This is a genomic window from Enterococcus sp. 2201sp1_2201st1_C11_2201SCRN_220225 (assembly GCF_040925905.1).
Taxonomy (GTDB): Bacteria; Bacillota; Bacilli; order Lactobacillales; family Enterococcaceae; genus Enterococcus_C; species Enterococcus_C asini_A.
The window spans coordinates 25,012-45,862 of the sequence record NZ_JBCOJC010000014.1 but is presented as its reverse complement, the minus strand read 5'-3'; the positions used below and the strand labels follow the sequence as shown (position 1 = coordinate 45,862).

The 20,851-nt window shown below is 39.3% G+C and carries 14 protein-coding genes, 1 other RNA gene and 1 pseudogene; 3 read left to right on the top strand and 13 right to left on the bottom strand.

The features are described 5' to 3' along the window. Position 1: 1 nt before the first annotated feature. A pseudogene (locus AB5754_RS05615) lies at positions 2–1,140 on the bottom strand (PTS sugar transporter subunit IIC). Positions 1,141–1,350: 210 nt separating this feature from the next. On the opposite strand from AB5754_RS05615, the gene AB5754_RS05610 reads away from it, so the two are divergent. Further along, the gene (locus tag AB5754_RS05610) at positions 1,351–2,232 is read left to right on the top strand and encodes an AraC family transcriptional regulator (RefSeq protein WP_368250789.1); all 882 of its coding nucleotides are present in this window, start codon (positions 1,351–1,353) and stop codon (positions 2,230–2,232) included. Between the two features lie 319 nt (positions 2,233–2,551). Here the strand turns inward: AB5754_RS05610 and yicI are convergent, their stop codons facing one another. From yicI to AB5754_RS05590, 4 genes are read right to left on the bottom strand one after another with little or no spacing between them, the layout of a single operon-like run. Beyond that, positions 2,552–4,804: an alpha-xylosidase gene (gene yicI, locus AB5754_RS05605; protein ID WP_368250787.1), complete on the bottom strand. Its 2,253-nt coding sequence runs from the start codon at positions 4,802–4,804 to the stop codon at positions 2,552–2,554. 12 nt (positions 4,805–4,816) lie between these two features. Next, positions 4,817–5,641 (bottom strand): carbohydrate ABC transporter permease, encoded by an 825-nt coding sequence (locus AB5754_RS05600; RefSeq protein WP_368250785.1) that lies wholly within the window; start codon positions 5,639–5,641, stop codon positions 4,817–4,819. Further along, positions 5,641–6,507 (bottom strand): carbohydrate ABC transporter permease, encoded by an 867-nt coding sequence (locus AB5754_RS05595; protein ID WP_368250783.1) that lies wholly within the window; start codon positions 6,505–6,507, stop codon positions 5,641–5,643. The genes AB5754_RS05600 and AB5754_RS05595 overlap by 1 nt, the downstream gene beginning before the upstream one ends. Before the next feature lie 55 nt (positions 6,508–6,562). Then, positions 6,563–7,837 (bottom strand): ABC transporter substrate-binding protein, encoded by a 1,275-nt coding sequence (locus AB5754_RS05590; protein ID WP_368250781.1) that lies wholly within the window; start codon positions 7,835–7,837, stop codon positions 6,563–6,565. 128 nt (positions 7,838–7,965) lie between these two features. On the opposite strand from AB5754_RS05590, the gene AB5754_RS05585 reads away from it, so the two are divergent. After that, positions 7,966–8,907: an AraC family transcriptional regulator gene (locus AB5754_RS05585; protein WP_368250779.1), complete on the top strand. Its 942-nt coding sequence runs from the start codon at positions 7,966–7,968 to the stop codon at positions 8,905–8,907. Positions 8,908–8,987: 80 nt separating this feature from the next. On the opposite strand, the gene AB5754_RS05580 is transcribed toward AB5754_RS05585, so the two are convergent. The 5 genes from AB5754_RS05580 to AB5754_RS05560 form a co-directional block, all read right to left on the bottom strand. Continuing rightward, positions 8,988–9,653, bottom strand: a complete 666-nt coding sequence (locus AB5754_RS05580; protein ID WP_368259501.1) for a TIGR01906 family membrane protein — start codon at positions 9,651–9,653, stop codon at positions 8,988–8,990. Then, positions 9,646–10,416 (bottom strand): TIGR01457 family HAD-type hydrolase, encoded by a 771-nt coding sequence (locus AB5754_RS05575; RefSeq protein ID WP_368259500.1) that lies wholly within the window; start codon positions 10,414–10,416, stop codon positions 9,646–9,648. Before AB5754_RS05575 ends, AB5754_RS05580 begins: the two co-directional genes overlap by 8 nt. Positions 10,417–10,421: 5 nt before the next feature. Further along, a complete protein-coding gene (locus tag AB5754_RS05570; RefSeq protein ID WP_368250773.1) occupies positions 10,422–11,222 on the bottom strand; it encodes a YutD family protein in 801 nt (266 codons plus the stop codon). Between the two features lie 37 nt (positions 11,223–11,259). Continuing rightward, on the bottom strand, positions 11,260–12,636 hold the full coding sequence (locus AB5754_RS05565; RefSeq protein ID WP_368250771.1) for a bifunctional UDP-sugar hydrolase/5'-nucleotidase: 1,377 nt from the start codon (positions 12,634–12,636) through the stop codon (positions 11,260–11,262). 439 nt (positions 12,637–13,075) lie between these two features. Then, positions 13,076–18,712 carry an LPXTG cell wall anchor domain-containing protein gene (locus AB5754_RS05560; RefSeq protein WP_368250769.1) on the bottom strand — a complete coding sequence of 1,879 codons (5,637 nt, stop codon included), beginning with the start codon at positions 18,710–18,712 and terminating at the stop codon, positions 13,076–13,078. Positions 18,713–19,003: 291 nt separating this feature from the next. Between AB5754_RS05560 and AB5754_RS05555 the strand changes: the two genes are divergently transcribed. Beyond that, positions 19,004–19,465 carry a hypothetical protein gene (locus tag AB5754_RS05555; protein ID WP_368250767.1) on the top strand — a complete coding sequence of 154 codons (462 nt, stop codon included), beginning with the start codon at positions 19,004–19,006 and terminating at the stop codon, positions 19,463–19,465. 117 nt (positions 19,466–19,582) lie between these two features. Here the strand turns inward: AB5754_RS05555 and ffs are convergent. The 3 genes from ffs to AB5754_RS05540 form a co-directional block, all read right to left on the bottom strand. Continuing rightward, an RNA gene (gene ffs, locus AB5754_RS05550) (signal recognition particle sRNA small type) lies at positions 19,583–19,667 on the bottom strand. Positions 19,668–19,726: 59 nt separating this feature from the next. Further along, the gene (gene tadA / locus AB5754_RS05545; RefSeq protein WP_368250765.1) at positions 19,727–20,287 is read right to left on the bottom strand and encodes a tRNA adenosine(34) deaminase TadA; all 561 of its coding nucleotides are present in this window, start codon (positions 20,285–20,287) and stop codon (positions 19,727–19,729) included. A 98-nt stretch (positions 20,288–20,385) separates the two neighbouring features. Then, positions 20,386–20,823 (bottom strand): MarR family winged helix-turn-helix transcriptional regulator, encoded by a 438-nt coding sequence (locus tag AB5754_RS05540; RefSeq protein ID WP_368250763.1) that lies wholly within the window; start codon positions 20,821–20,823, stop codon positions 20,386–20,388. Positions 20,824–20,851: the final 28 nt, after the last annotated feature.

The window sequence follows — 20,851 nt, the reverse complement described above, 5'->3', positions numbered from 1 at the left end:
CCTATTCTCCCGCTTCCTTTGCTAATGCATCTTTGTCTAATTTTAAGAAGAAAGGAAGATAACCAATTACGGCAACAACAACCTCAATTCCTTGCCACACGGCTGCCCGCCAGTCTCCCCCAGTAATCAAGAAACCTGCTATTACAGGTGGGGTTGTCCAAGGAGCCGACGCTACAATATGACCAATAATGTCAAATTTCATTAGAAAATAAGTAATCCCCTGCAAAATCAAAGGAATCCCAATAAAGGGAATTGCCAAAACGGGGTTTAAAACTACTGGTACGCCAAACATCAATGGTTCGCTAATTCCAAAAATAGATGGAAACAATCCGACTTTCCCCAATGTTTTGTATTGTTCACTTTTGGCAAACATCAAACTAATTGCTAATCCAATAATGGCTCCGGTTCCACCTAAATTCATACCAAAAAGCAAGAAACCGTCTGCTACAATGTAAGGTGGATTTTGCCCCTGACTGACAGCTTCTATATTGCTAGCTAAAAAATTCAAAAAAATCGGTGCTGAGACACTTCCTACCACATTATTTCCATGGATTCCCAGTGTCCATAGTGCACACATTAAGAAACAAACAAATAAAATCCCAGGAAATGAATTAACACCAACAACTAATGGTGCAAATAATTTTGTAACCAAGTCATTAATATTTATGTGTAGCACCACCCGAATCACCCAAAAGATTAGTAGCGTGAGTCCTCCCGGAATTAGCGCAGAAAATGACTTCATAACAGCTGGTGGTACACTATCGGGTAATTTTACCGTCCAATTTTTCTTATAAAAAAGTTTAGCAATTCCCCCGCAATCAAAGCGGTCAAAATAGCAGTAAACATCCCAGCAGATCCAAAACTTGAAGTATCGATTTCAAATTTATCTGACAGCATCAATAAGATAAAAGCAATTACAGAAATTGCCACTCCACTCACTTCATCATTTTTATTTAATGATGCCATTTGATAACTTATACCCACTAAAACAATTAATGATAACAATCCAAAAGTTACATTAACAACTGGGTTCAACATTCCACTAATTGGTGCAATTAATTCATTCCAGCCATTAAAAGGTAAATTATTAAATATTAGAAAAATACTACCTATAATTGTGAAAGGAACAGTAATGACCATTCCATCCCGCAAAGCCACTAAGTACTTATTTTGGCTAATTTGTGCTACTTTTTCTAAAATTACGTCTACAAACCTTGTTGAATCCGCGTTCATTTTTTAAAGTCCTCCTTTTTATTCTTGCTTCATCAGTAGTATAATATGTTCAACGAATTAACAATTTCACTATATTCACCTAATCATTCTACTTAATTAACTTCGGGAGGCAGAATTATGAATCCAATCTTTTTGAAAGAGCTCGCCGTTCATGGAGATGATCATTTTAATTTTTCTCTTTATTCCCTATCCTATCATGACAATAGAACTACTTTAGTCCACAATCACTGGCATGATGAAATGGAATTTTTATTTATTGAAAAAGGAAATGCCCTACTCAAAATGAAGGATTACAATCTGCCATTAACAGAAAACACACTAATTTTTCTTCCGGGAAAAGTAGCCCATAAAGTAATCAATACTTCTGACGAGGAAAAAATCATCTACTCATTTGTCTTTGGAGAAGAGTTAATACGCATCCCTGGTAATCAACAATCATTTTTCAATTTATCTGAGCTGAATACTTTGCAAATGGCTATTCTAGATCAAAGTGCTAACCAAGAAATTTTAAAGATTATCTATCAAATTATTGATGTCTACATCGAACATAAAAGTGGGACTGAATTTTTAATTCGTGGTAATCTCTTCTTAATGTTTTATTACTTATTCCAGCAATTAGAGACTACTAAAATTCCCCGACTAGTAAAAGAGGATACTTTGGATTACCGTTTTAAATGTTTAATTGATTATGTAAGAAAGAATTACCAAGAAACAATTACTTTAGACGATGCTGCACAATTACTAAATCTCCATCCAGGCTATTTCTGTAAACTGTTCAAAAAAGAATTCGGTTGTACTTTTTCTACCTATGTCCGTCGCTATCGTTTAAGTAAAGCCAAATTACTTCTACGCACAACCCAATTGTCAATTATTGACATTGGTTACGCCTGCGGTTTTACTTCTAATCAGTATTTTTCAACGGCTTTCACAAAAGAATTCCAGCTGTCCCCTAGTAATTACCGTAAAAAGTATCATCTAACAAAACGTGCCATCTCATGACCATTTCGCGAGATTAGCTAAACTCTAAGCATTCAGGACAATAAACGAATTATACTGAATAGCCTGCCAATACCTCATAATTTGATTGAACCCTGGTCAGTTAAGCTCAATTATCTTTTGATTCGATGTACTCATGTAAACTCCCTTTGAACAAAATAGTTTTTTATCAACAAAACACCTTCGTCTTCGTGTAGAAACGTGCGGTTTTCTTGCGTCTTGCGACAAAATTGACTGAAACTAGTAAAAAAAGAGTGATTCAAAGGGTGATTAACCACCTTTTGAATCACTCTTTCATTTTTTAGGCTATTAAATAATTTGCCTATACGTGATACAACGAACCTAACTCATGCTCTTTCATACCATCAATTTTTTTATTTCTAAATACCACATCAACATTTTTTAGATTTTTAATTTCTACCTCGTAACTATCTTTTGCAGGGGTAATGGTAATACTTCCTAACAACTCACCATGAACATCATATACATCAGTAGTTGTTTCTTTGTTAATTTCAAATGCGTGAACAATTAGATTTGTACTGTAATCATAGCTTGCAGTATCTTCTATAATACCTTCAACAATAATACTGTTTTCTCGAGCTAAAAATGGCAGGGTCAGATAATCGTATTGTTCTTGATACCATTTGCCACCTTCAAATATTTTATTGTCTAAATAATTCGTCCATCTTCCTTCAGGGAGATAGAAAGAGACAGTTCCCTCTTCATTAAAAATCGGTGCTACCATTAAATTTTCACCAAACATATACTGTTTATCGATAGTATGAACAGTATAGTCCGCTTCAAATTCAAGAATTAAGGGCCGCATCATTGGTACTCCAGTTTTCGAAGTCATGACTGCTTCTTTATAAATGTAAGGCATTAAGCGATTTTTTAACTTAGAAAATTTTTGTGTTACTTGAGTTGCTTCTTCTCCAAAATTCCAAGGCACACGGTACTCGATATTTCCGTGGTAACGGCTGTGAGTAGATAACAAGCCAAATTGAGTCCAACGTTTGTAAAGATCGTTAGTAGTATTCTCCTCGAAGCCACCGATATCATGACTCCAAAAACCAAAGCCAGAAAGGACAAAGGATAATCCCCCTCTTAAGGATTCAGCCATTGAAGCATATTGTGAGATATTGTCACCACCCCAATGCACAGGGAATTTTTGTGAACCGACCGATGCAGATCTAGCAAAAACAACGGCTTCTCCTTCCCCTTTAATTTCTTCTAAAAGCTCAAATACGGTTTCATTGTACAAATATGCATAGTAATTGTGCATTTTATTAGGATCAGAACCATCATAATACACTGCGTCTGTGGGAATCCGTTCACCAAAGTCGGTTTTAAAAGCATCGACTCCCATATGAACCAAGGTTCGTAATTGTTCTTTATACCAGGCTCTCGCTTCTGGATTCGTAAAATCAATAATCCCTTGACTAGCTTGCCACATATCCCATTGCCATACTTCGCCGTTTTCTCTTTTGATGAAATAACCTTTCTCCTTACACTCTTGAAAAGCCTTGGCTTTCTGACCAATATAAGGATTAATCCAAAGACATACTTTTAATCCCTTATCATGAATTCGCTGAAGCAAACCTGCTGGATCTGGGAACATATCTTTATCCCATTCAAAACCACACCATTCAAATTCCTTCATCCAAAAACAATCAAAATGGAAAACATCAAATGGAATCTTCCGTTCCTGCATACCATCAATAAATTCCATGACCGTTTTTTCACTATAATCCGTAGTAAATGAAGTTGATAACCATAGTCCAAATGACCATGCCGGTGGCAACGCTGGTTTTCCAGTTAAATCAGTATAGCGAGACAATATTTCCTTCATAGTTGGGCCATAAATAATGAAATACTCTAAAGATTCACCTTCTACACTAAATTGAGCCCTTGAAACATTTTCAGAAGCTATCTCAAAAGAAACTTTTTCTGGGTGATTAACAAACACACCATAACCACGATTCGTAATATAAAAAGGGATATTTTTATAGGCTTGTTCGCTTCCTGTACCGCCATCTTCATTCCAAATATCGACGGTTTGGCCATTTTTAATGAAAGGGGTAAAACGTTCGCCCAGTCCGTAAACAAATTCATAGGGATCAAGAGAAAGTTGCTCACGCATATAATGCTTTCCAGTACTATCCGTTATTTCCGCTTGAGCCCGTGGCTTTGATGAAGTTAGCAGCCGATCATTGCCATAAAATTCTAATGTAAAAGGTCCTTCTTTGGGGATTCTAGCTTTTAGATTCCCTGTTTCAAACAGATAATCATCTTCAGTATCAATGATAATTTGAGGTTGTTCCTCTTTAACAGCAAAGCTAGGTGTTGCTGGCATTACATCATTATGAATTAGTCTTACTTTGATAACATTTTCTTGAGGAGACTCTAAACGCAGCGTTGTTAATCCGATATTTAAAGTATCTCCTCGCTGTTCAATATTCTTGTAGGGTAAAAACAATTCTAAAGCTTGACCGTCACTACGATAGTCAACACATTCTCTTGGATGATTTAGCGTAACGCCTTTTTTCGACATCCAATATCCATTTGTGAATTTCATATAGTCCTCCTTTTATTTTACAGCACCGTCTGATATTCCTTTTACTACATGCTTTTGTAAGATAACGAACAAAATGATAATAGGTAAGATAACAATTACTAGGGCAGCTAAGGCAAGATGCCATTGTTTGTTGAATTCACCAAAGAAATAGAACATCTTCAATGGGATTGTGTACATTCCTTCTTTGTTAACACTTAATGAAGGCAAGAGGTAATCGTTCCAGAACCACAGTGAATTTAGCACAATAATGGTCACGGTTGTTGGTTTTAGTAATGGGAAAATAACTTTCCAATAAATTTGAAAAGTACTTGCCCCATCAATAACTGCTGCTTCATCAAGGGATTTAGGAATTCCTCGCAAAGCTCCATAGTACATAAACGTTGCCATACTAGTTGCTAAGCCCAAATACATAATAATTAAACCTGGTCGATTCAACATACTCACTTTACCGAATAAAGAAATCAATGGAATCATAATCCCTTGAAAGGGAATTAATAAACCAATTGCAATCACAAAATAAATAACTCCGCTTATTTTGCTCGTATTTCTTGATAAAGCGTAGGCTGCCATCGAAGAAACAAAGATAATCAGGATTAACGCCCCTATGGTAATTAACAGCGAGTTGGTAGCGCTACGTACAAAATCTAATTTATCCAATGCATTGGAATAATTATCGAAGTTTATACTTGAGGGCAGATCCAGTGTATTTTGAAAAATTTCTGATTTCGTTTTAAAAGAATTGATTACAATTAGAAAGAAAGGATAGAACCACAACAATGAGGTAACAATCCCCAAGACAACTAACAATATTTTTCGATTTTTTCTTTTTGTTTTCATTAGGCACTAATCTCCTTTTTACGGGTCATAGAAATTTGAATCACGGAGATAATCACAATAATTACCAGAAAAATTACTGCTTTTGACTGAGCATAGCCCATCTTTCTCATAGCAAAGGCTTCATTATATATATTCATCGCAGCCATTTGGGTGGAATTATATGGTCCACCTTGTGTTAAGGCTAAGTTTTGATCATAAATCTTAAAGGCATTGGATAAAGTAAGGAACAACGTCACAGTAAAGGCCGGCATTAACATGGGTAATTTGATTTTGAAAAAGATCTGGAATGGGGATGCACCATCCATATCAGCAGCCTCGAGTATTTCTTCAGGAATGTTGTTTAAAAACGATACGTAAATCAACATCATATAACCGCTCATTTGCCAGACAAATAGAATTACTAACCCCCAAAATCCTGTTTCAGGAGTGCTCAACCACCCCTTAAAAAATTCCAACCCCGTTATTTCTCCGATGCTTTCAAAAGCTTTATTAAAAATAAATTGCCAGATAAAGCCTAGAATAATACCACCAATCAAATTGGGCATAAAAAAGATTGTTCTAAAAATGGTTGTCCATTTACCCAATTTTTGAGTTACTAATGTTGCCAGTAAGAGTGCAATAGCGTTAATTAAAATCACACACACAATGGAAAATTTAGCTGTAAATAGCAGGCTATCGATAAAAGCCTTATCTTTAAATGCCCGAAGATAATTTTCAATCCCGATAAAATTCCCAACGGTATTGCCATTCCAGTCAGTTAAAGAGTAATAGGATCCCACAAGTAAAGGGATAAATAACACTATTGCTAAACCAAGTAATGCTGGTAGCAGTAATAGCCAAAAAGATTTTGATCTGTTTGTTAGCATGAATAGGGTCCTCCTTCAAGAATGCAAAAGGGAGGGGGTCACCCTCCCAGGTAAACTATTTTCGTTCTTCTTTCCATGTATCAGTTAATGTTTTAGAAAAATCATCCCAAGATAATTGATCTGCAGTATAAGCTTGTACTTGTACACCGATGACATTTTGGCCAAATCCATCTGGATAAGAATTATGAGCCCATGGAACTGTTTTTCCATCACTTAAGTAAGAATAAATTTTATTAGAAAGTGGATCCGTAATGTCATCACTTGAAAAGTTTGTATAAGCTGGAATAAAATCAAATTCATTGATAATCGCATCCATTGCTTCTTCATCGGTATACATCCAATTTAGAAATTCAATCCCTGCATCAATTTTTTCTTGATCTTTATCTTTGTTAACACCCCAATACCAAGCAGGACCGGCAACAATTTTTCCTTCAGTTTCACTTTCTACAAACATCGGAATAATATCTAATTTTTCCTTTGCAAAAGATTCATCTAAACTGTTTAATGTTGGTACAATCCAGTTTCCTTGATGTACAATTGCTGCTTTGCCACCAGCGAACAATTCTTCCACAGAAGTACTATAGTCCATTGATTCCAATGGCGTAGCATTATATTCTGCAGCTAAATCAAGATACTCCTTCATTTGATCGCCATAAGTCATTTGAAGTTCTTTCGCTTCATAAGTTTTTACCAAGCTATCGTCAAACTCCGGAGCAATAAAATTAGAACTAAATTGACTAGTAACCCAAGTTTCCCCACCACTGAATGCAAACACACCACTTAAACCTAGCTCATCTTTCTTGCTGTCAAGTTCTTTGACTGCGCTTTCAAAATCGGCAAAAGATTTGATATCCTCTACATTAATACCAGCCTTTTCAAAAATTTCTTTATTCACTAACCAGCCATAACCTTCAATGTTCATTGGTACGCCAAGTACTTTGTCGTTTAGGGTAGCTCCTTCAAGAGTCCCATCAATGGCATTCTTAGCTAAATCCGTGTCGGTTAAATCATAAAGCTTGTGTTCCCAAGTTTGAGTATCAGCAAGTCCACCTAACATAAAGACATCAGGTTCATCCCCTGAAGAGAACTTCGATTGCATAGCAGCAGTTGCATCCGTACCACCACCAACCGTTGTCATATTGACTTTAATATCAGGATGGCTTTTTTCAAATTCTCCTACTAAGTCATCCATTTGTTCCGCTGTCTCCGTCTTAATATTAAAGACCTCTAAAGTTGTTTTGTCTCCTTCAGATGAATCATCACCACTACTACAACCAGCAAGACCAACTACTGCCAACGCAGCCGCAGTTAAAAACAGGATTTTTTTCATTGTTATCCTCCTAAAACTTTATTTATAAGACTCTTTCATTATATTGGCAATCATGCTACTATGTAATCGCTATCTTAGTATAAATACATTAAAATATTGATATTTTTTTTAGAAAGGAACTATCTTCATTGAGCAATTATATATTTACGCCAAATCCTAGTGAAAAAGATATAAACCAACAATTAAAAGAAATTTCCGAACACGGCAATAGCTTATTTCCCTTCGCTGTGCATTTTACGCGTCACCAAACAGAACGAACCATAGCCATTCACACTCATTGGCACCGAGAAATGGAAATTCTCTATATCTTAAATGGTGAACTAGAAGTAACCGTAGAAAGACGACGTTTTCTTGCTGAAGAAGGAGATATTTTATTTATCCCGCCCAATCTCATTCACGGGGCGACGAAGCATCAAAAATCAAACTGTGCCTTTTTTGCTCTTGTTTTTGATCCTTACTTTATTGAAAGCCACCTTTCAGATACGATTCAACAATCTTATTTTGATCCTATTATTAACCATAGCTCCCAACATATCATACATGCCAATCGTGAAACTCCTAATATCGAGGCATTAAGAAACCATGTTTCAGAAATGATTGAAAGTTTTGCGCTTAAAGAAAATCATTTTGAGTTAAGTTTAAAGGCTCATATGTTTTTTTTCTTTAAAGAACTGTACAGTGAAAAAGATTTACTTTTTCGCTATGACCACAGCCAAGAAAGAAAAAATGAAATTACTTCTTATAAATGCAAAAAAATATTATTGTATATGGAAGAAAATTATCAAAAACGGATTACGCTTAACGATATCAGTGAATATATGGGGTATAGTCGAGAACATTTTTGCCGCTTTTTTAAGAAGAATTTTAAAATGTCCTTTTTTTCTTACCTCAATATAATGCGCATCCGAAAAGCCGAGTATTTACTATTGAATACTCAGTTAAAGATTATTGACATTGCTTTAGAATGCGGATTTGAAGATCCGAATTACTTTACAACCGTGTTTAAAGCGGAAACCAATTTGACTCCCAGCGCTTACCGCAATACACCAGACACCTGGACACGCCTTTAAAACTATAACGATACATCTTATTTCTTTCCAATTAAAAAAGACTATCTTTTCAGGATAAAATCTGAAAGATAGCCTTTTATTTATACGATTTTACGCACCGAACGCCGCCCCACAACAACCATCCCAAAGAAAAAGACTTCAACCAACACAAAGGCTAAGATAAAGCAATACATAAAAAAGCCTTCTGGTAAAACGTTGATAATGGGATCTGTGGCTGGATCAAAAAGCCAATCGTCATTAGAAAAGAACAGCTCGTGGAATTTTACAAAAAAGGTATCGAAACCGGCTGCCATGACAAAACCTAAAACCACCGGTACCCCCATGCCCCATTGGAAAGGTCGTACCAATTTCCACAGACGGGCACTTTTATGCAAATGACGCAAATAAAACATGGCGGGGATAAAGGTCACTAGTAGCACACCGTAATTCAGTAAGAAGAGCTTTTTCACATCTACAAAATGACCATAACCCGCTTCTGACATGGGAAAATCCGGTAAATTCATGGAGGTTAGCCAAGGCTTGTTTAAAAAGTCCATGAGTTGGTCGAAGTTGTCCAAAAGCGTGGCCTTGTCCAAACCGGAAATCAACAATAAATCAAAGCGGTCAATGGCCAAAAGATACAATGGCCGAAAGTTAATGGTCACGGTAATCACCAAGGTAATCAAGAAGAAAAATAGGCAAATAAGGCCGAGAACTTCTAAAATACGGCTTTTTCTGGGGGTGATTGCCACTTGTGCTTCAGTCATTTTCAAACCGCCAGTCATCTAAGGAATCTAAAACATAGGTGGGGGCAATGGGTAAATCCGCCACTTGCTCTTTTTGGGTAAAGCCAGTTAGCACTAATAAAGTATCCAAGCCATTGTCAATCCCAGCACGAATATCCGTCAAATAATTATCTCCTACCATGATGATTTCTTCTTTCGCTAGGCCTAGTTTCGCTATGGCAGCTTCCATAATCACTGCTTCTGGTTTGCCGATAAAAATTGGTTCAGTTTGGGTTGCGGTAGCCACAAAGCTGATCAAAGCGCCCGCTCCCGGCATTAAGCCTCGTTCGGTGGGGATATTCTTATCAGGATTCGTGCCGATAAAGGTCGCCCCTTTTTGAATGGCCATCGTAGCTAAGACAAATTTTTCATAGGTCACTTCATTGTCCAAGCCTACCACCACATAATCAGGATTGCTTTCTTCCCAAACAAAGCCTGCCGCAAGCAACAGATCAATCAAGCCCCCTTCACCAATGGCAAAAAAGCTCTTGCCACCGTGGGCTTTCATGTAATCAATCGTCGCCAAGGTCGCGGTGTAAACCGTCTCTGGCCCTACATGAATGTCAAATTCATTAGCCAAACGCGCTGCCACGGTCTCTGGCGTGCGGGTAGTATTATTGGTCACAAATAAAAAAGGAATCTTGCGGGCTTGCAAAGATTCCACAAAGCGTTTTCCCGCTGGAATCGGGTCCACGCCTTTGTAAATCGTACCGTCTAAATCAATTAAATATCCTTTATATTTCACGTATTCTACTCTTCCCGTTGTTTAATCACAAAGCCTCGTTTGCCACCTTTTTGAGGTGTTTTGGCTTTGACTGTTGCATTGGTTTCTTTTTTTGCTTCCGTTGGTTTGTCCTCACGTTTTGTAATCACTGGTTTATGACGTTTGGACAAATCTTCCCGCCGCTCTTTAATATGAGCACTGTTTTTCCCAGATTTTCCTTGGGCTTTTATTCGTTTGTTTTCGCCACTCGTTGCAGTTGGTTTGTTGTTTTTTCCTGCTTTACTCGCTTCTTGGGCAGGATTGCGTTTTGGATGACGTCGGCGATTCGAAGTCTTTTCCCGTTTGCCACCAATGCGTTTAATCACAAAATAAGCACAGCCAAAGTTGCAAAATTCGTATAGATAATCTTGTAACGTGTCAATTCGTTGATCCGGTTGGGCGCGACGATCATCCGCTTCAAAAAAGCCTTTTAAGCGTAATTGTTCGTACCCCCAGTCTCCTACCACGTAATCGTAACGGGCTAAGACCTCGCTGTAGCGTTCCCCCAGTTTTTCGGCATCAAAGCCTTCCCGGTGATTGGCCACCAGTTTATATTCCCGCTCACCGATTAAAAGGTCTGTCTCATTTACAAAAGAGACCACTTCTCCTTTGACCGCTTTACTAGCACCACTGTCGTCTGTTGTCGCTTCTTCAATAGCCGCCGTTAGTTCTTGGTCTAGTGTTTTTTCTTCATTTATGGCTTCAGCTGGTTTTTTGCCGTTTTTAGGCGTTGTTTTGGCTTTAGCCTGATTGTTTGAATGCGTTGTTTGGTTTTGTTGATTGGTCATTTTTTCACCACCTGTCCTCCATTATACCTTGTTTTCACTACATTGGATAGTGAGTCTCTAAATAGCGTCCCAAGACGGAACGAATAAATTCTGGAAACAAAAATTCATTTTGGCCCATAATTTCAATCGTTGGAAAAAAAGGCACAAACATAAAGTGATCCACCGTAGTAAGACGGTATTCTTGCTCAAAGTCTAGCTCGGCTCCTTGCCACAACACTCGCCGATTCACCGGATCGTAATCAATGCCGTCATAGACAATTTCTCCAAAGATTTTCCCGCGAAAGCCCATGCCATAAACGGGAAACTGGCGCAAGAAAAAGCGGTTCTTTTCCATTTCCAAAATCAAGCGATACAGATCCGCCCCTTTTAAGGTTACCCGAATCAAGTGCATGGGATGAGGCAGGCATTCATGAAGCTGGTCAGCATCCACCACGCCAGCTGGTATTTCCGTTAAAAACAACCCCGTATTTAACACAGCGGCTTCGGTTTGCCCCCGTTCTTTGACCGCTTTAAGGGTTTCTCTAATCAATGAATGCTCTGAACTTAAGTCTTGTTTTAAGGTAAAAGGCAAGTCAGCCACTTGTTGGGCGTGTAGTAAGTTATGTCCTTTATCCAAATAGCCTTGAATTTCTTCTGCATCTTCGGCAAAAGTGGTCAATTCTTCCGTATCAATAGTATAAGCTTGAGCAGCTTTGACTCGATGTTCTTCATCTAAAAACAGCTGCACTTCGCCAATATGCTGGCCAAATTTCCCCGCTGCAGCTAACAAGACCCCGTTTTCCACTCGACCTTCTGGCAAGAGGTGATGAGTATGAGAACCTAAAATCACATCCAGTTGCGGCAAGTCTTGGGCGATGCGCAAATCCGCAGACAACCCCAAATGACTCATTAAGACTAAAACGTCCACTTGTTTTCTCAAACGGTTGACCATCGCCGGTAATAGTTCCATAGGTTGACGAATATCCCAGCCATTGGGCCCATAAGTCAACGGAAAAGGCGCGGTCATAGCGATTAAACCAACTTTTGTTCCCGCCTTTGTGGTCAAAATTTCATAGGGACGACACCACTCCGGGGCACTTAAAGTCTTGGGATCATAGAGATTTGCCAAAAGCACTTTAAAATTCGCCTCGTCATACAGGTGATTCAGCTCTTCTTTAGCATTCCCAATTCCTTCATTGTTGCCAATGGTCACCACATCGTAATGGGCTTCATTCATCAATTGGATATTAGCACGGCCGTTTGTAGCTTCCGTTAAAGGATGCCACCGATCCACAAAGTCCCCCAAATCTACCGTGATGACACTGCCCTTTTTTGCTAACTCCCGCCGCCTAGAATCTAAATACCGGCGAATCTTCGGCCAATTTTCCAAGTGGGAATGCAAATCATTAGTATGGATGAATGTCAATTTTTCCATTACCCTCGCCTCGCTTTGCCTCCAGTCTACCATAGAAAGGACACTTTTCTCCTGGTTTTTCCCTCTATCTTTTTTGCCTTTTAAAGTTACGCCATAAGAAACGAGCTGTGACATAAGTATTCCCTAAATGATAAACAACGAACATTTAATTTTTATTGATAAAAAAGATTCGGATGATAAAAAATCGTGACAATTTTTGTGTCTTAGTCCGAAGAGAGAACATTACCATACGTGAAAAGAGAAAAAGCGAATTACGCTGGGCTTAGCTTGATGAAATCAAGGTTAGGCAGCGTTTGAGATTTTTAACAATGAAAAGAAGGCTATCTTCCCATGATTTTTAATGGAAGATAGCCTTCTTTTGCTTGCGTCTCACGTATGGTATTGTTCGGTTCGTAGGACGGGTGACTCAACTATTGTCACAGCCTGTTAATCCACTCCGCTAATCTTTGCGCCGTACTTTGACCAAAGTCACCCCGAGAACAATTAACAATGCACCTAAAATCACTTGCCAATGGCTTCTAATCTCGCCAGTCTTCGGAAGATTCCCTTTTGGTTTGCTAGTTTCTGGCGTTACATTTGCTTCATTTGTGCTAGTTGTTGTTTCCGTTGCTTCTTTTTCAAAGTAAGCCACCAGTTTGTGATTGCCTTGGATGTTTTCCAAGGTATATTGATTGTCTGCAACAGCAACCGCCTTACCATCTAGCTCTAATTTTGCCAAACGGTTTCCTGCCTCTGGTTTCATGGTAAAGACTTGGCTCTCTCCTGCTGCTAAAGTAATTTGACCATTTGGCGTAATGGTCCCGCCACCTTCTGAGGAAGCAGCCACTGTAAAACTGGTGACGGTAGGATCTGGTTCTGGCTCTGTCGGATCTACGTCGGGGTCAGTTTCGCCAGAATGAGCTAAGACTACTAAGTTGCCATAGTAATCCGGAGTCAAAGTATCCACGGCCTCAGTAAAGCTATTGTCCTTATGGTAGGTTCCTCCTAGGGAAACCCCACCATTGTAGACCTCACTTGCGGTATAGGTCAAAGGTTCTCTGATTTCTTCAAAATGCTCGTCTTTAAAGCGGATGGTATAGGTTTTCTCCTCCCATTTTGCAAAGTATTGCAAGTCTTTGGTTGGCTCTAACGTAATTTCTGTAGCTGGTATTGTCAGCCCTTCATCATGGTACCAACCGCCAAATTCATAACCCAATCGAGCCGTCTGACTCACCCGGATCCCTTCTTTTCCTTGCAACAATTCTTTGCCGATAAACCCTTCACTACCGTCTAAATTGTGGTAAGCCACTTGGTATTGTTTATCCTCAAAAATCGGTAACAACTCTAATTTTTGCGCTTCACCAACCGTGCGATTTTGTAGTTGAGGCATTAATTCCAACAATTTCTCATAAGACACTTGTTGCAATGGTTCATGCTCTACCCCATTAATGCACCAACCTTTAAAGATTTGGCCCAGACGTTCAATCACCGGCAGTTGTCGTTCTCCATCAAAAGGACTTAGCAATTGCAAAGGATCGGACACTTTAGGACTCACCAGTTGATAAAGAATTTGTTGGGCACTAGCTGAGCCTACCACATTTTCACCTTTTAGAGTAAAGGCTGGATAATAACCAGTCACTGGCTCATTTCCCATGCCGATATACTCTACAGAAATTTCTTGTTCTTCCTTCTGATAAGGGAGGCTGAAAGTCGCAACTCCTTGTTCAGCTAATTCATCAGTGTCCTTCAAAGTAACTTTGTCTTGAATTTCGCCGTTGACTCTCAAAATGACTGTTCCTTCTGTTACTCGAACATTCTCTTTATCAGTCACTACCCCTTGAACAGTAACCGTTTTTTCGCAGTCTTGATCGGTAACAACTTCACTAGCCAAATAACCTGATTTATCCTCTTCGCTAGTAGGGGTCACATGGATTGTGTCAGTACTTAAAACGTCTACCGCTACATTTACTTGTTGACTAGCAAGAGGATAGTAATTCGCAATATCAGAATAATTAAAGTAACAGTCATTTTGATTAAGTTTCAACCGATAACGAGTGATTTCACTTGGTTTCTTTACTAATTCTAATGAGATTAAATTCCCTTCTTTACTGGCGATTCCCTCTGTATTATCTAGTGAAATCCACTTGCCATCATCGGTCATTTTTTGCCACTGATAGTAAAGTCTATTGGGTTCATCAGAACTTTGGACCATTGCCGAAAAGATTGGATTAGTTGTTGGTTCTTGTTCCCAGTAAGGTTGCGGTTGGCTAAGAAAGACAGGATCGGAGTCGGTCAAACCATTCACGGTGATGGTTTGGCTGGCTACACTTTCTAATCGCACGTCACTGTTTATTTGGTTCACTGAAACCACTTTGTATTCTTTGCTCCTATCCGTATCTTCTAGTTCCACTACAACATAATTTTGATTTCCTGGAACTTTTAACACATCGGTACCATCGGTGGTCAGAGGGTTCCAGTCATCATCCGCACCACCTTTAAGTCGATTATAAATTTCATAATGAGTAGGCTGACGGGTTTCATCTGTAGGTAAATCCCAAGCTAAGGTAGCTAAAACCCTGGTCTTAGATTTCTGCTCTGTGCCACTTGGAACGTATTTACGATCGTAAATACGGAGATTAGTCGGCAAGGCTGGTGGCACTGAATGATCTGCTACGCTTCCGGCAATGGGTGCTCCGATTTCGTAGGTTAAGACATAAGGCCTAGTCACCGATTCAGGATTCAATTCCATAGCTTCCATTTCTTTTTTGATTTCTTGATCCATGTCCTTTACATCATTGTTTTTATAAGCCGTAGTTCTAAACAAAGCTGGACCTGCTTTGAAGCTGTAATTGCTCTGTTGGATATCCGTGTTCGGAGCACCCTGATGTTTAAGACAAGGAATTGAAAATTTATAGGCTTCTCCATGAGTTTCCATGGTGGACCAGTTCGCTCCCCCAGATGCTTGAGCTTTGACAGCCACATCACGTCCTATAGCCCTAGCATGAATACCTACAGCAAAAGATAAGGAAAAACCAACAGAGCTCTTGTTATTCTTGTCTAATGACGCCGCTGCATCCAAACTTCCATTTAGAGAGATATCTTTATTTACTTTATAACTCACTGTATCAAAAATATTTTCCCCTTCTTTATTGGCATACTCACTAACTTTTTCAGGAAATGAAAAAGGATTACCAAATTGATTAGATTGATCCTTATTTTCCACCTTACCGTGAGCGGTGATTGCTTCCATATCAATTAGCTGGATTTTTTTCTTATCCGCCAAGTTCCTATTCGCATTTTGGACATTTTTGTTAAATTCCCAAACTGGTTGAGTAGTTAAAAGCGGGGTGCCGGTTACTTCTGAGGTGACCTCAGAAATAAAATTCTTAATCACATCACCTTCTTTTAATTCTAACTCGTCTGATACTGAGTACTCCCCTGATCCGCTCTTATCAGCATTAGTTGTAGATTTTAAAAATTCTTTGGTAATGATTTTTCTTGGCATATAGCGTTTATACTTGTAGACAGTTTTTGGTGTAGCAAATAAAATCACCTGATCCGTTGAGCCTAGAGGGGTCATGGTAGAAGATATAGTGGTGGAAGTACCTTGCGCCCATGTTCTCGCAAACGTTGCAGCTCCCTCAGCTACGTAAATTAGTCCTTGGTAGTTGATGCCAGCACCTACAGAAACCGTTCCCCCAATTTCTGAACCCGTGCCATTCGATACAGTATAACTAATGCTAGGATGATCTATAGAGGTGTCGCCGTATTCAAATTCTTTCCACATCGGCGCTGCTGGAATAATCGACATGACAGTAGGTTTTGACCAACCGGCTTCTTTGCCGATATATTTATAAAAGGTCGTATCCCGATCCACATTCAAAGGTCGGAAAGTAAGGAAAGTACCATCATTTTCTTCATCTTTATTGTTCAAATAATCGTCTTGGATGCAATCATAGGTAATCTTATCCTTTTCATTTACGCCGATAATGGAAGGATGGATAGTAATATTATCTCGCTCAGTATCTGCATTCGAATGAACGACCATAATTTTTTCTTCCAAAGAGTCTTCAGATAACTTGGCAAAATAAGCGGAGTGATAGGTTAATTCCGCATCCCCCTCGTATCGATTGGTATCCATTTTATCTAAGTTTTCTAACTTGTAATCCGTCAACTCGTCCTCATTATTTTCAGGATATTTCTCCGGATCATGACGAGCTAGAGCGCCATTGGCAAAAAGATACTCAGGAACTGGTGTCGTTAATTCAGGATTGTAATTCATCACCCCCATATCTAAAGCCACCGGTGGCATTAAATTCCGATCATCCTCTAAATTATTAATCTCAATTTTATTAAATCCCTTATCAAAAGCATGAAAGGTGATGGAACGGTTAATACCATCTTTTTTCTCAGCTTCGGTCTCTTCTTGTTTTGGATCATTTTGTTCGAAAACTTGCAAGTAAAGTTCCGTGTCATGAATTTTCCCGTATTTGAATTTATCCCCCTCAAAATCGGTTTCTTTATAGCCCACTACGACTAATTCTTGATCACCATCGCCATCTAAATCACCGTCTGTAGCCGCCGCATACTGCATGCGCACATCGTCTTTTTTCTCTTTTCCCGGTGAAGTTAGCTCAAAGGTGCCACAAATGGGTGCCATCGCATCATTGTTTTCTGGTTTATAGTCATAAATCGTCATTAAACTTTTATGACTTTTATTTTTATAAGAATCAGATTTAACCCGCGGCAAAGTGGCATTGATTACCAATTGGTCTTTGCCGGCAACTTTAGTGGTATGCAAGTGAACAGAAGGCATGTACTCTCGTTCCCAACTACCACTTTCCGAAACGACGCCATCTTTGCGGACTTTCATCCCAAATTTTGGATCCATGTCTTCTAGTTTAATTAATCGAGTTTTATTAGTATTGGGCCAAATTTTTTCTTTTAATTGTCCATTACGAATCTCAAAAAAGGCGATATAAGGGCCTTTCGTTCCGGCATCAGGAAAATAAACTGCAACTTCTTCTTTGCCGTCTTTGTCGTAATCCCCTTTAGCCAAAGCCGTTAGCGCCATGGCGTTTTTGGCTTCTAATTTTTTTAAGTACTCTTTACCTGCAGTATTGCGAGAAGAATCCAGTTGTTTAGTATAAGGTTGACTTACCGGAACGTATTGTTGCTTTTCTTTATCCAGCTGGTAAGCAGTCAGGCGAATACCAGAGGCTGCTGTCTTCGTTCGTTTTGCCTGGGCTTCTTCTGTAGTTAAGCCACCGTTATAATCGCCATAGTACAAAGCGGTTTCAAAAATATACTGAGCTTGATCGTTGAAATAAAGGTCATCACTGTTTAATCGGCTGACTTGTCCTACTTCTTTGGTAGAATAATCATTATCATCAATTTTGACTTCCTCAATTGCGCTAAAGCCTTTATTAATCGCCAATTGTTCTTCCATAGACTGGATTTGTTTTGCCGAATCCCCTTTTAATTCGCTAATCGTTTCACTAATCCGGGTGCGCTGATCGCCCACAAAGCTAATCACATTTTGGGCTTTGTAGCTGATTAATTCCGGATCTCCTTCATGAAGCATTGGCGTATCCCCGATGCGCTTCAGATCCGATTTGGAAGTAACCACATCATTGCGCTGAATTTCCGCATCTTCATCTAATTCTACAGTTTCGTTATCCGGTACGATTAATTTGGGATATTCATCCAAGCCTGTATCAGAAATTTCAGCTTCGGTATTTAAGTTCTCTTTTACTGAAAAAAGACCCTTGTTTTTACCCTTTTTGTTCACATAACCAATGTACAGCTCATCGAAATAAGTTTGCGTCACTCCTAATAAAGGATTGTCACCATCATTCGCATCAAAGGTTTTCGGCGCATTCCCCTCTGTATCAAAGCCAAATGCTTTGTAATCAGCCGAATCAATATAATCCTCGGTTTCCACTGAGGTGAACTCCTCATTTGCCCTTGCAACTTGCTCTTGAAGGCCTTTATCTGCTCCTAGCGCTTCTTCCCCATGGGCCACCACTTGTCCCAAAGGCAACAAAGCTTGGGCACAAATCAACACCACGCCACACAATCTCCAAATCTTTTTCATCTCCCTACTCCTCCCTCATAACCAACCCACTTACACACTTTTTATTTTAACTATATTTTCATTTTTTAGCAATTGATTATCATTTATAAAAAAACAGTTCTCTGGGTTAATGTGCTTATAAAGCCTAAATAACTTACCTTTTTTCAAAAAGAAGAGGAGTTTTATTTCGTAAAGAAGTCAATGTAACTATTAGTTGACTATCATTTAAATAGCGATTATTATTAAAATATAATGATTTAAATTAGAAAAGTTTTTTTGCGAAAGCTTCATTCAACCAAGGAGGATAAATCGATGAAAAACAAATTCTTATTACTACTGGCTATCTTTAGCTTTAGTCTAGTTGGTTGTACCGCCTCCACGGATTCAACTGACGAAACGAGCCAGAGTAGCACTAGCCAAACCACGCTTCCGGATACTGGTTCAGATAGCACCTTCGCCAGTGAGGCAGCCAAAATAGCCGCCAATCAAGATTATCAAGTAGATAAAATCGAAATCAGCAACAGAAATGGTTTTGATTGGATTATGGTGCGAATGCAAGACAGTATTCACGATTTACCCAAAGAGGAGCAGCTAGCGATTTGTCAGGAAATCCATCCCCAAGTATTAACGGCTTATGAAGAATATTACGCCGATGAAACCGAAAGCATTCACCGGCCGATTGCTTCTTACTTCACGGAAGGATTTAATGAAATCGCCCGAACCGATCCCAATGCCTCTGACTACGAGCATATTATTTTGATGAATGAAGAGTGACACCCAACACAAAAGAGCAAAAAATCCTCCTTAGCTCACTTCGATTCGGTAAGCTAAGGAGGGATTTTTCTGTTATCACAAAAAAAGACGAGCCCGCAAGCTCGTCTTTTTTGATTCTATGTATCGGACACATGGCTGCAACTGCTTAGGGCTGCTTCCTTCCAGATCTGACCCACTTCACTGCCCAGCCATTGTCCTAGCCTTTCGGCAAAATCTAGTATACCGCACTTTTTTAGTGGACGCTAGTCTTTTGGAGAAATTTTATTTTTCCAAGTTTTCTTTGTGGACTTCTATCCCTTGCTTTTCCCTGCTAGACTGGGACAAAGCACGTTTTGCCTCTTTTTTCTTTTGGCGCAAATTACGGAAAAATTCCGTTAACAAACGGCCACATTCTTCGGCTAAAATTCCGCCTTCCACATAAGCCCAATGGTTAAAACGCTGGTCTTCTAGGATATTTAATAAACTCCCACAAGCGCCACCTTTAGGATCATAGGCCCCAAAGTAAACTTCTTCTACGCGGGCTAGCTGCATAGCCCCGCTACACATGGGACAAGGTTCTAAAGTGACAAAGAGTTGGGCTTTTTCCAAACGCCAACTTTCTAAATTTTTACAAGCAGCTTGAATGGCAAACATTTCCGCATGGGCGGTGGCGTCTTGATCTTGTTCTCTTAAGTTATGCCCTTGGCCGATAACTTGACCATCTAACACCACCACACAGCCAATGGGCACTTCCCCTAGTGCTTCGGCTTTTTTGGCTTCTTCAATGGCCAAATTCATAAATTCTGCTTTTTGGCTTGGGGTTAAGGTTGCTGTTTTTTCCACAAAAGCCCTCCTGCTTTTTTTCTTCAGTATAGCGAAAATCTACCGTTTCGCAACTGGAGGTGAATGGGTATCAATCGAAGAATCAACAACAAGAATCCTTATTCTTCTAGTAAGGATTCCGGTTGTTGGTTTAATTTCTCCAAGATTGCCAATAAATCTGCTTTTTCGGCTACTGTTAAGGATGCAAAAAAGGCCCCGCCTTGATCCCGGCGTTCCTGTTGTAAATTTTGGGCTAGATCTTTTCCGGCAGAACTTAAAAAATAGCGATTGCGGCGACGATCGGCTGGATCTTGTTCTTTTTCCAATAAGTTTTTTTGTTCCAACTTGGTTAAGACTTCACTTAAAGAAGCCGGTCGAATCCGCATGAAAGCGGCGAGTTCTTTTTGGCTACTGCCGCTGTGATGACTTAAAATCCGCAACAAACGAGCCTGGCTAGGGGCCAATTCCTGAGGTAAATCTGGAGTGGCTTGGGCGAGACTTCTGCGCATTTGCCGATGAACTTGTTGAAAGGCATCATACAAATCTTGATCTTTCATCTTAGTACTCCCTTTCTTAAAGCGTTAC

Excerpts from the sequence above, each read along its gene's own strand:
- AB5754_RS05610 (WP_368250789.1), top strand. The coding sequence starts at position 1,351 with ATGAATCCAATCTTTTTGAAAGAGCTCGCCGTTCATGGAGATGATCAT.
- yicI (WP_368250787.1), bottom strand. The coding sequence starts at position 4,804 with ATGAAATTCACAAATGGATATTGGATGTCGAAAAAAGGCGTTACGCTA.
- AB5754_RS05600 (WP_368250785.1), bottom strand. The coding sequence starts at position 5,641 with ATGAAAACAAAAAGAAAAAATCGAAAAATATTGTTAGTTGTCTTGGGG.
- AB5754_RS05595 (WP_368250783.1), bottom strand. The coding sequence starts at position 6,507 with ATGCTAACAAACAGATCAAAATCTTTTTGGCTATTACTGCTACCAGCA.
- AB5754_RS05590 (WP_368250781.1), bottom strand. The coding sequence starts at position 7,837 with ATGAAAAAAATCCTGTTTTTAACTGCGGCTGCGTTGGCAGTAGTTGGT.
- AB5754_RS05580 (WP_368259501.1), bottom strand. The coding sequence starts at position 9,653 with ATGACTGAAGCACAAGTGGCAATCACCCCCAGAAAAAGCCGTATTTTA.
- AB5754_RS05570 (WP_368250773.1), bottom strand. The coding sequence starts at position 11,222 with ATGACCAATCAACAAAACCAAACAACGCATTCAAACAATCAGGCTAAA.
- AB5754_RS05565 (WP_368250771.1), bottom strand. The coding sequence starts at position 12,636 with ATGGAAAAATTGACATTCATCCATACTAATGATTTGCATTCCCACTTG.
- AB5754_RS05560 (WP_368250769.1), bottom strand. The coding sequence starts at position 18,712 with ATGAAAAAGATTTGGAGATTGTGTGGCGTGGTGTTGATTTGTGCCCAA.
- AB5754_RS05555 (WP_368250767.1), top strand. The coding sequence starts at position 19,004 with ATGAAAAACAAATTCTTATTACTACTGGCTATCTTTAGCTTTAGTCTA.
- AB5754_RS05540 (WP_368250763.1), bottom strand. The coding sequence starts at position 20,823 with ATGAAAGATCAAGATTTGTATGATGCCTTTCAACAAGTTCATCGGCAA.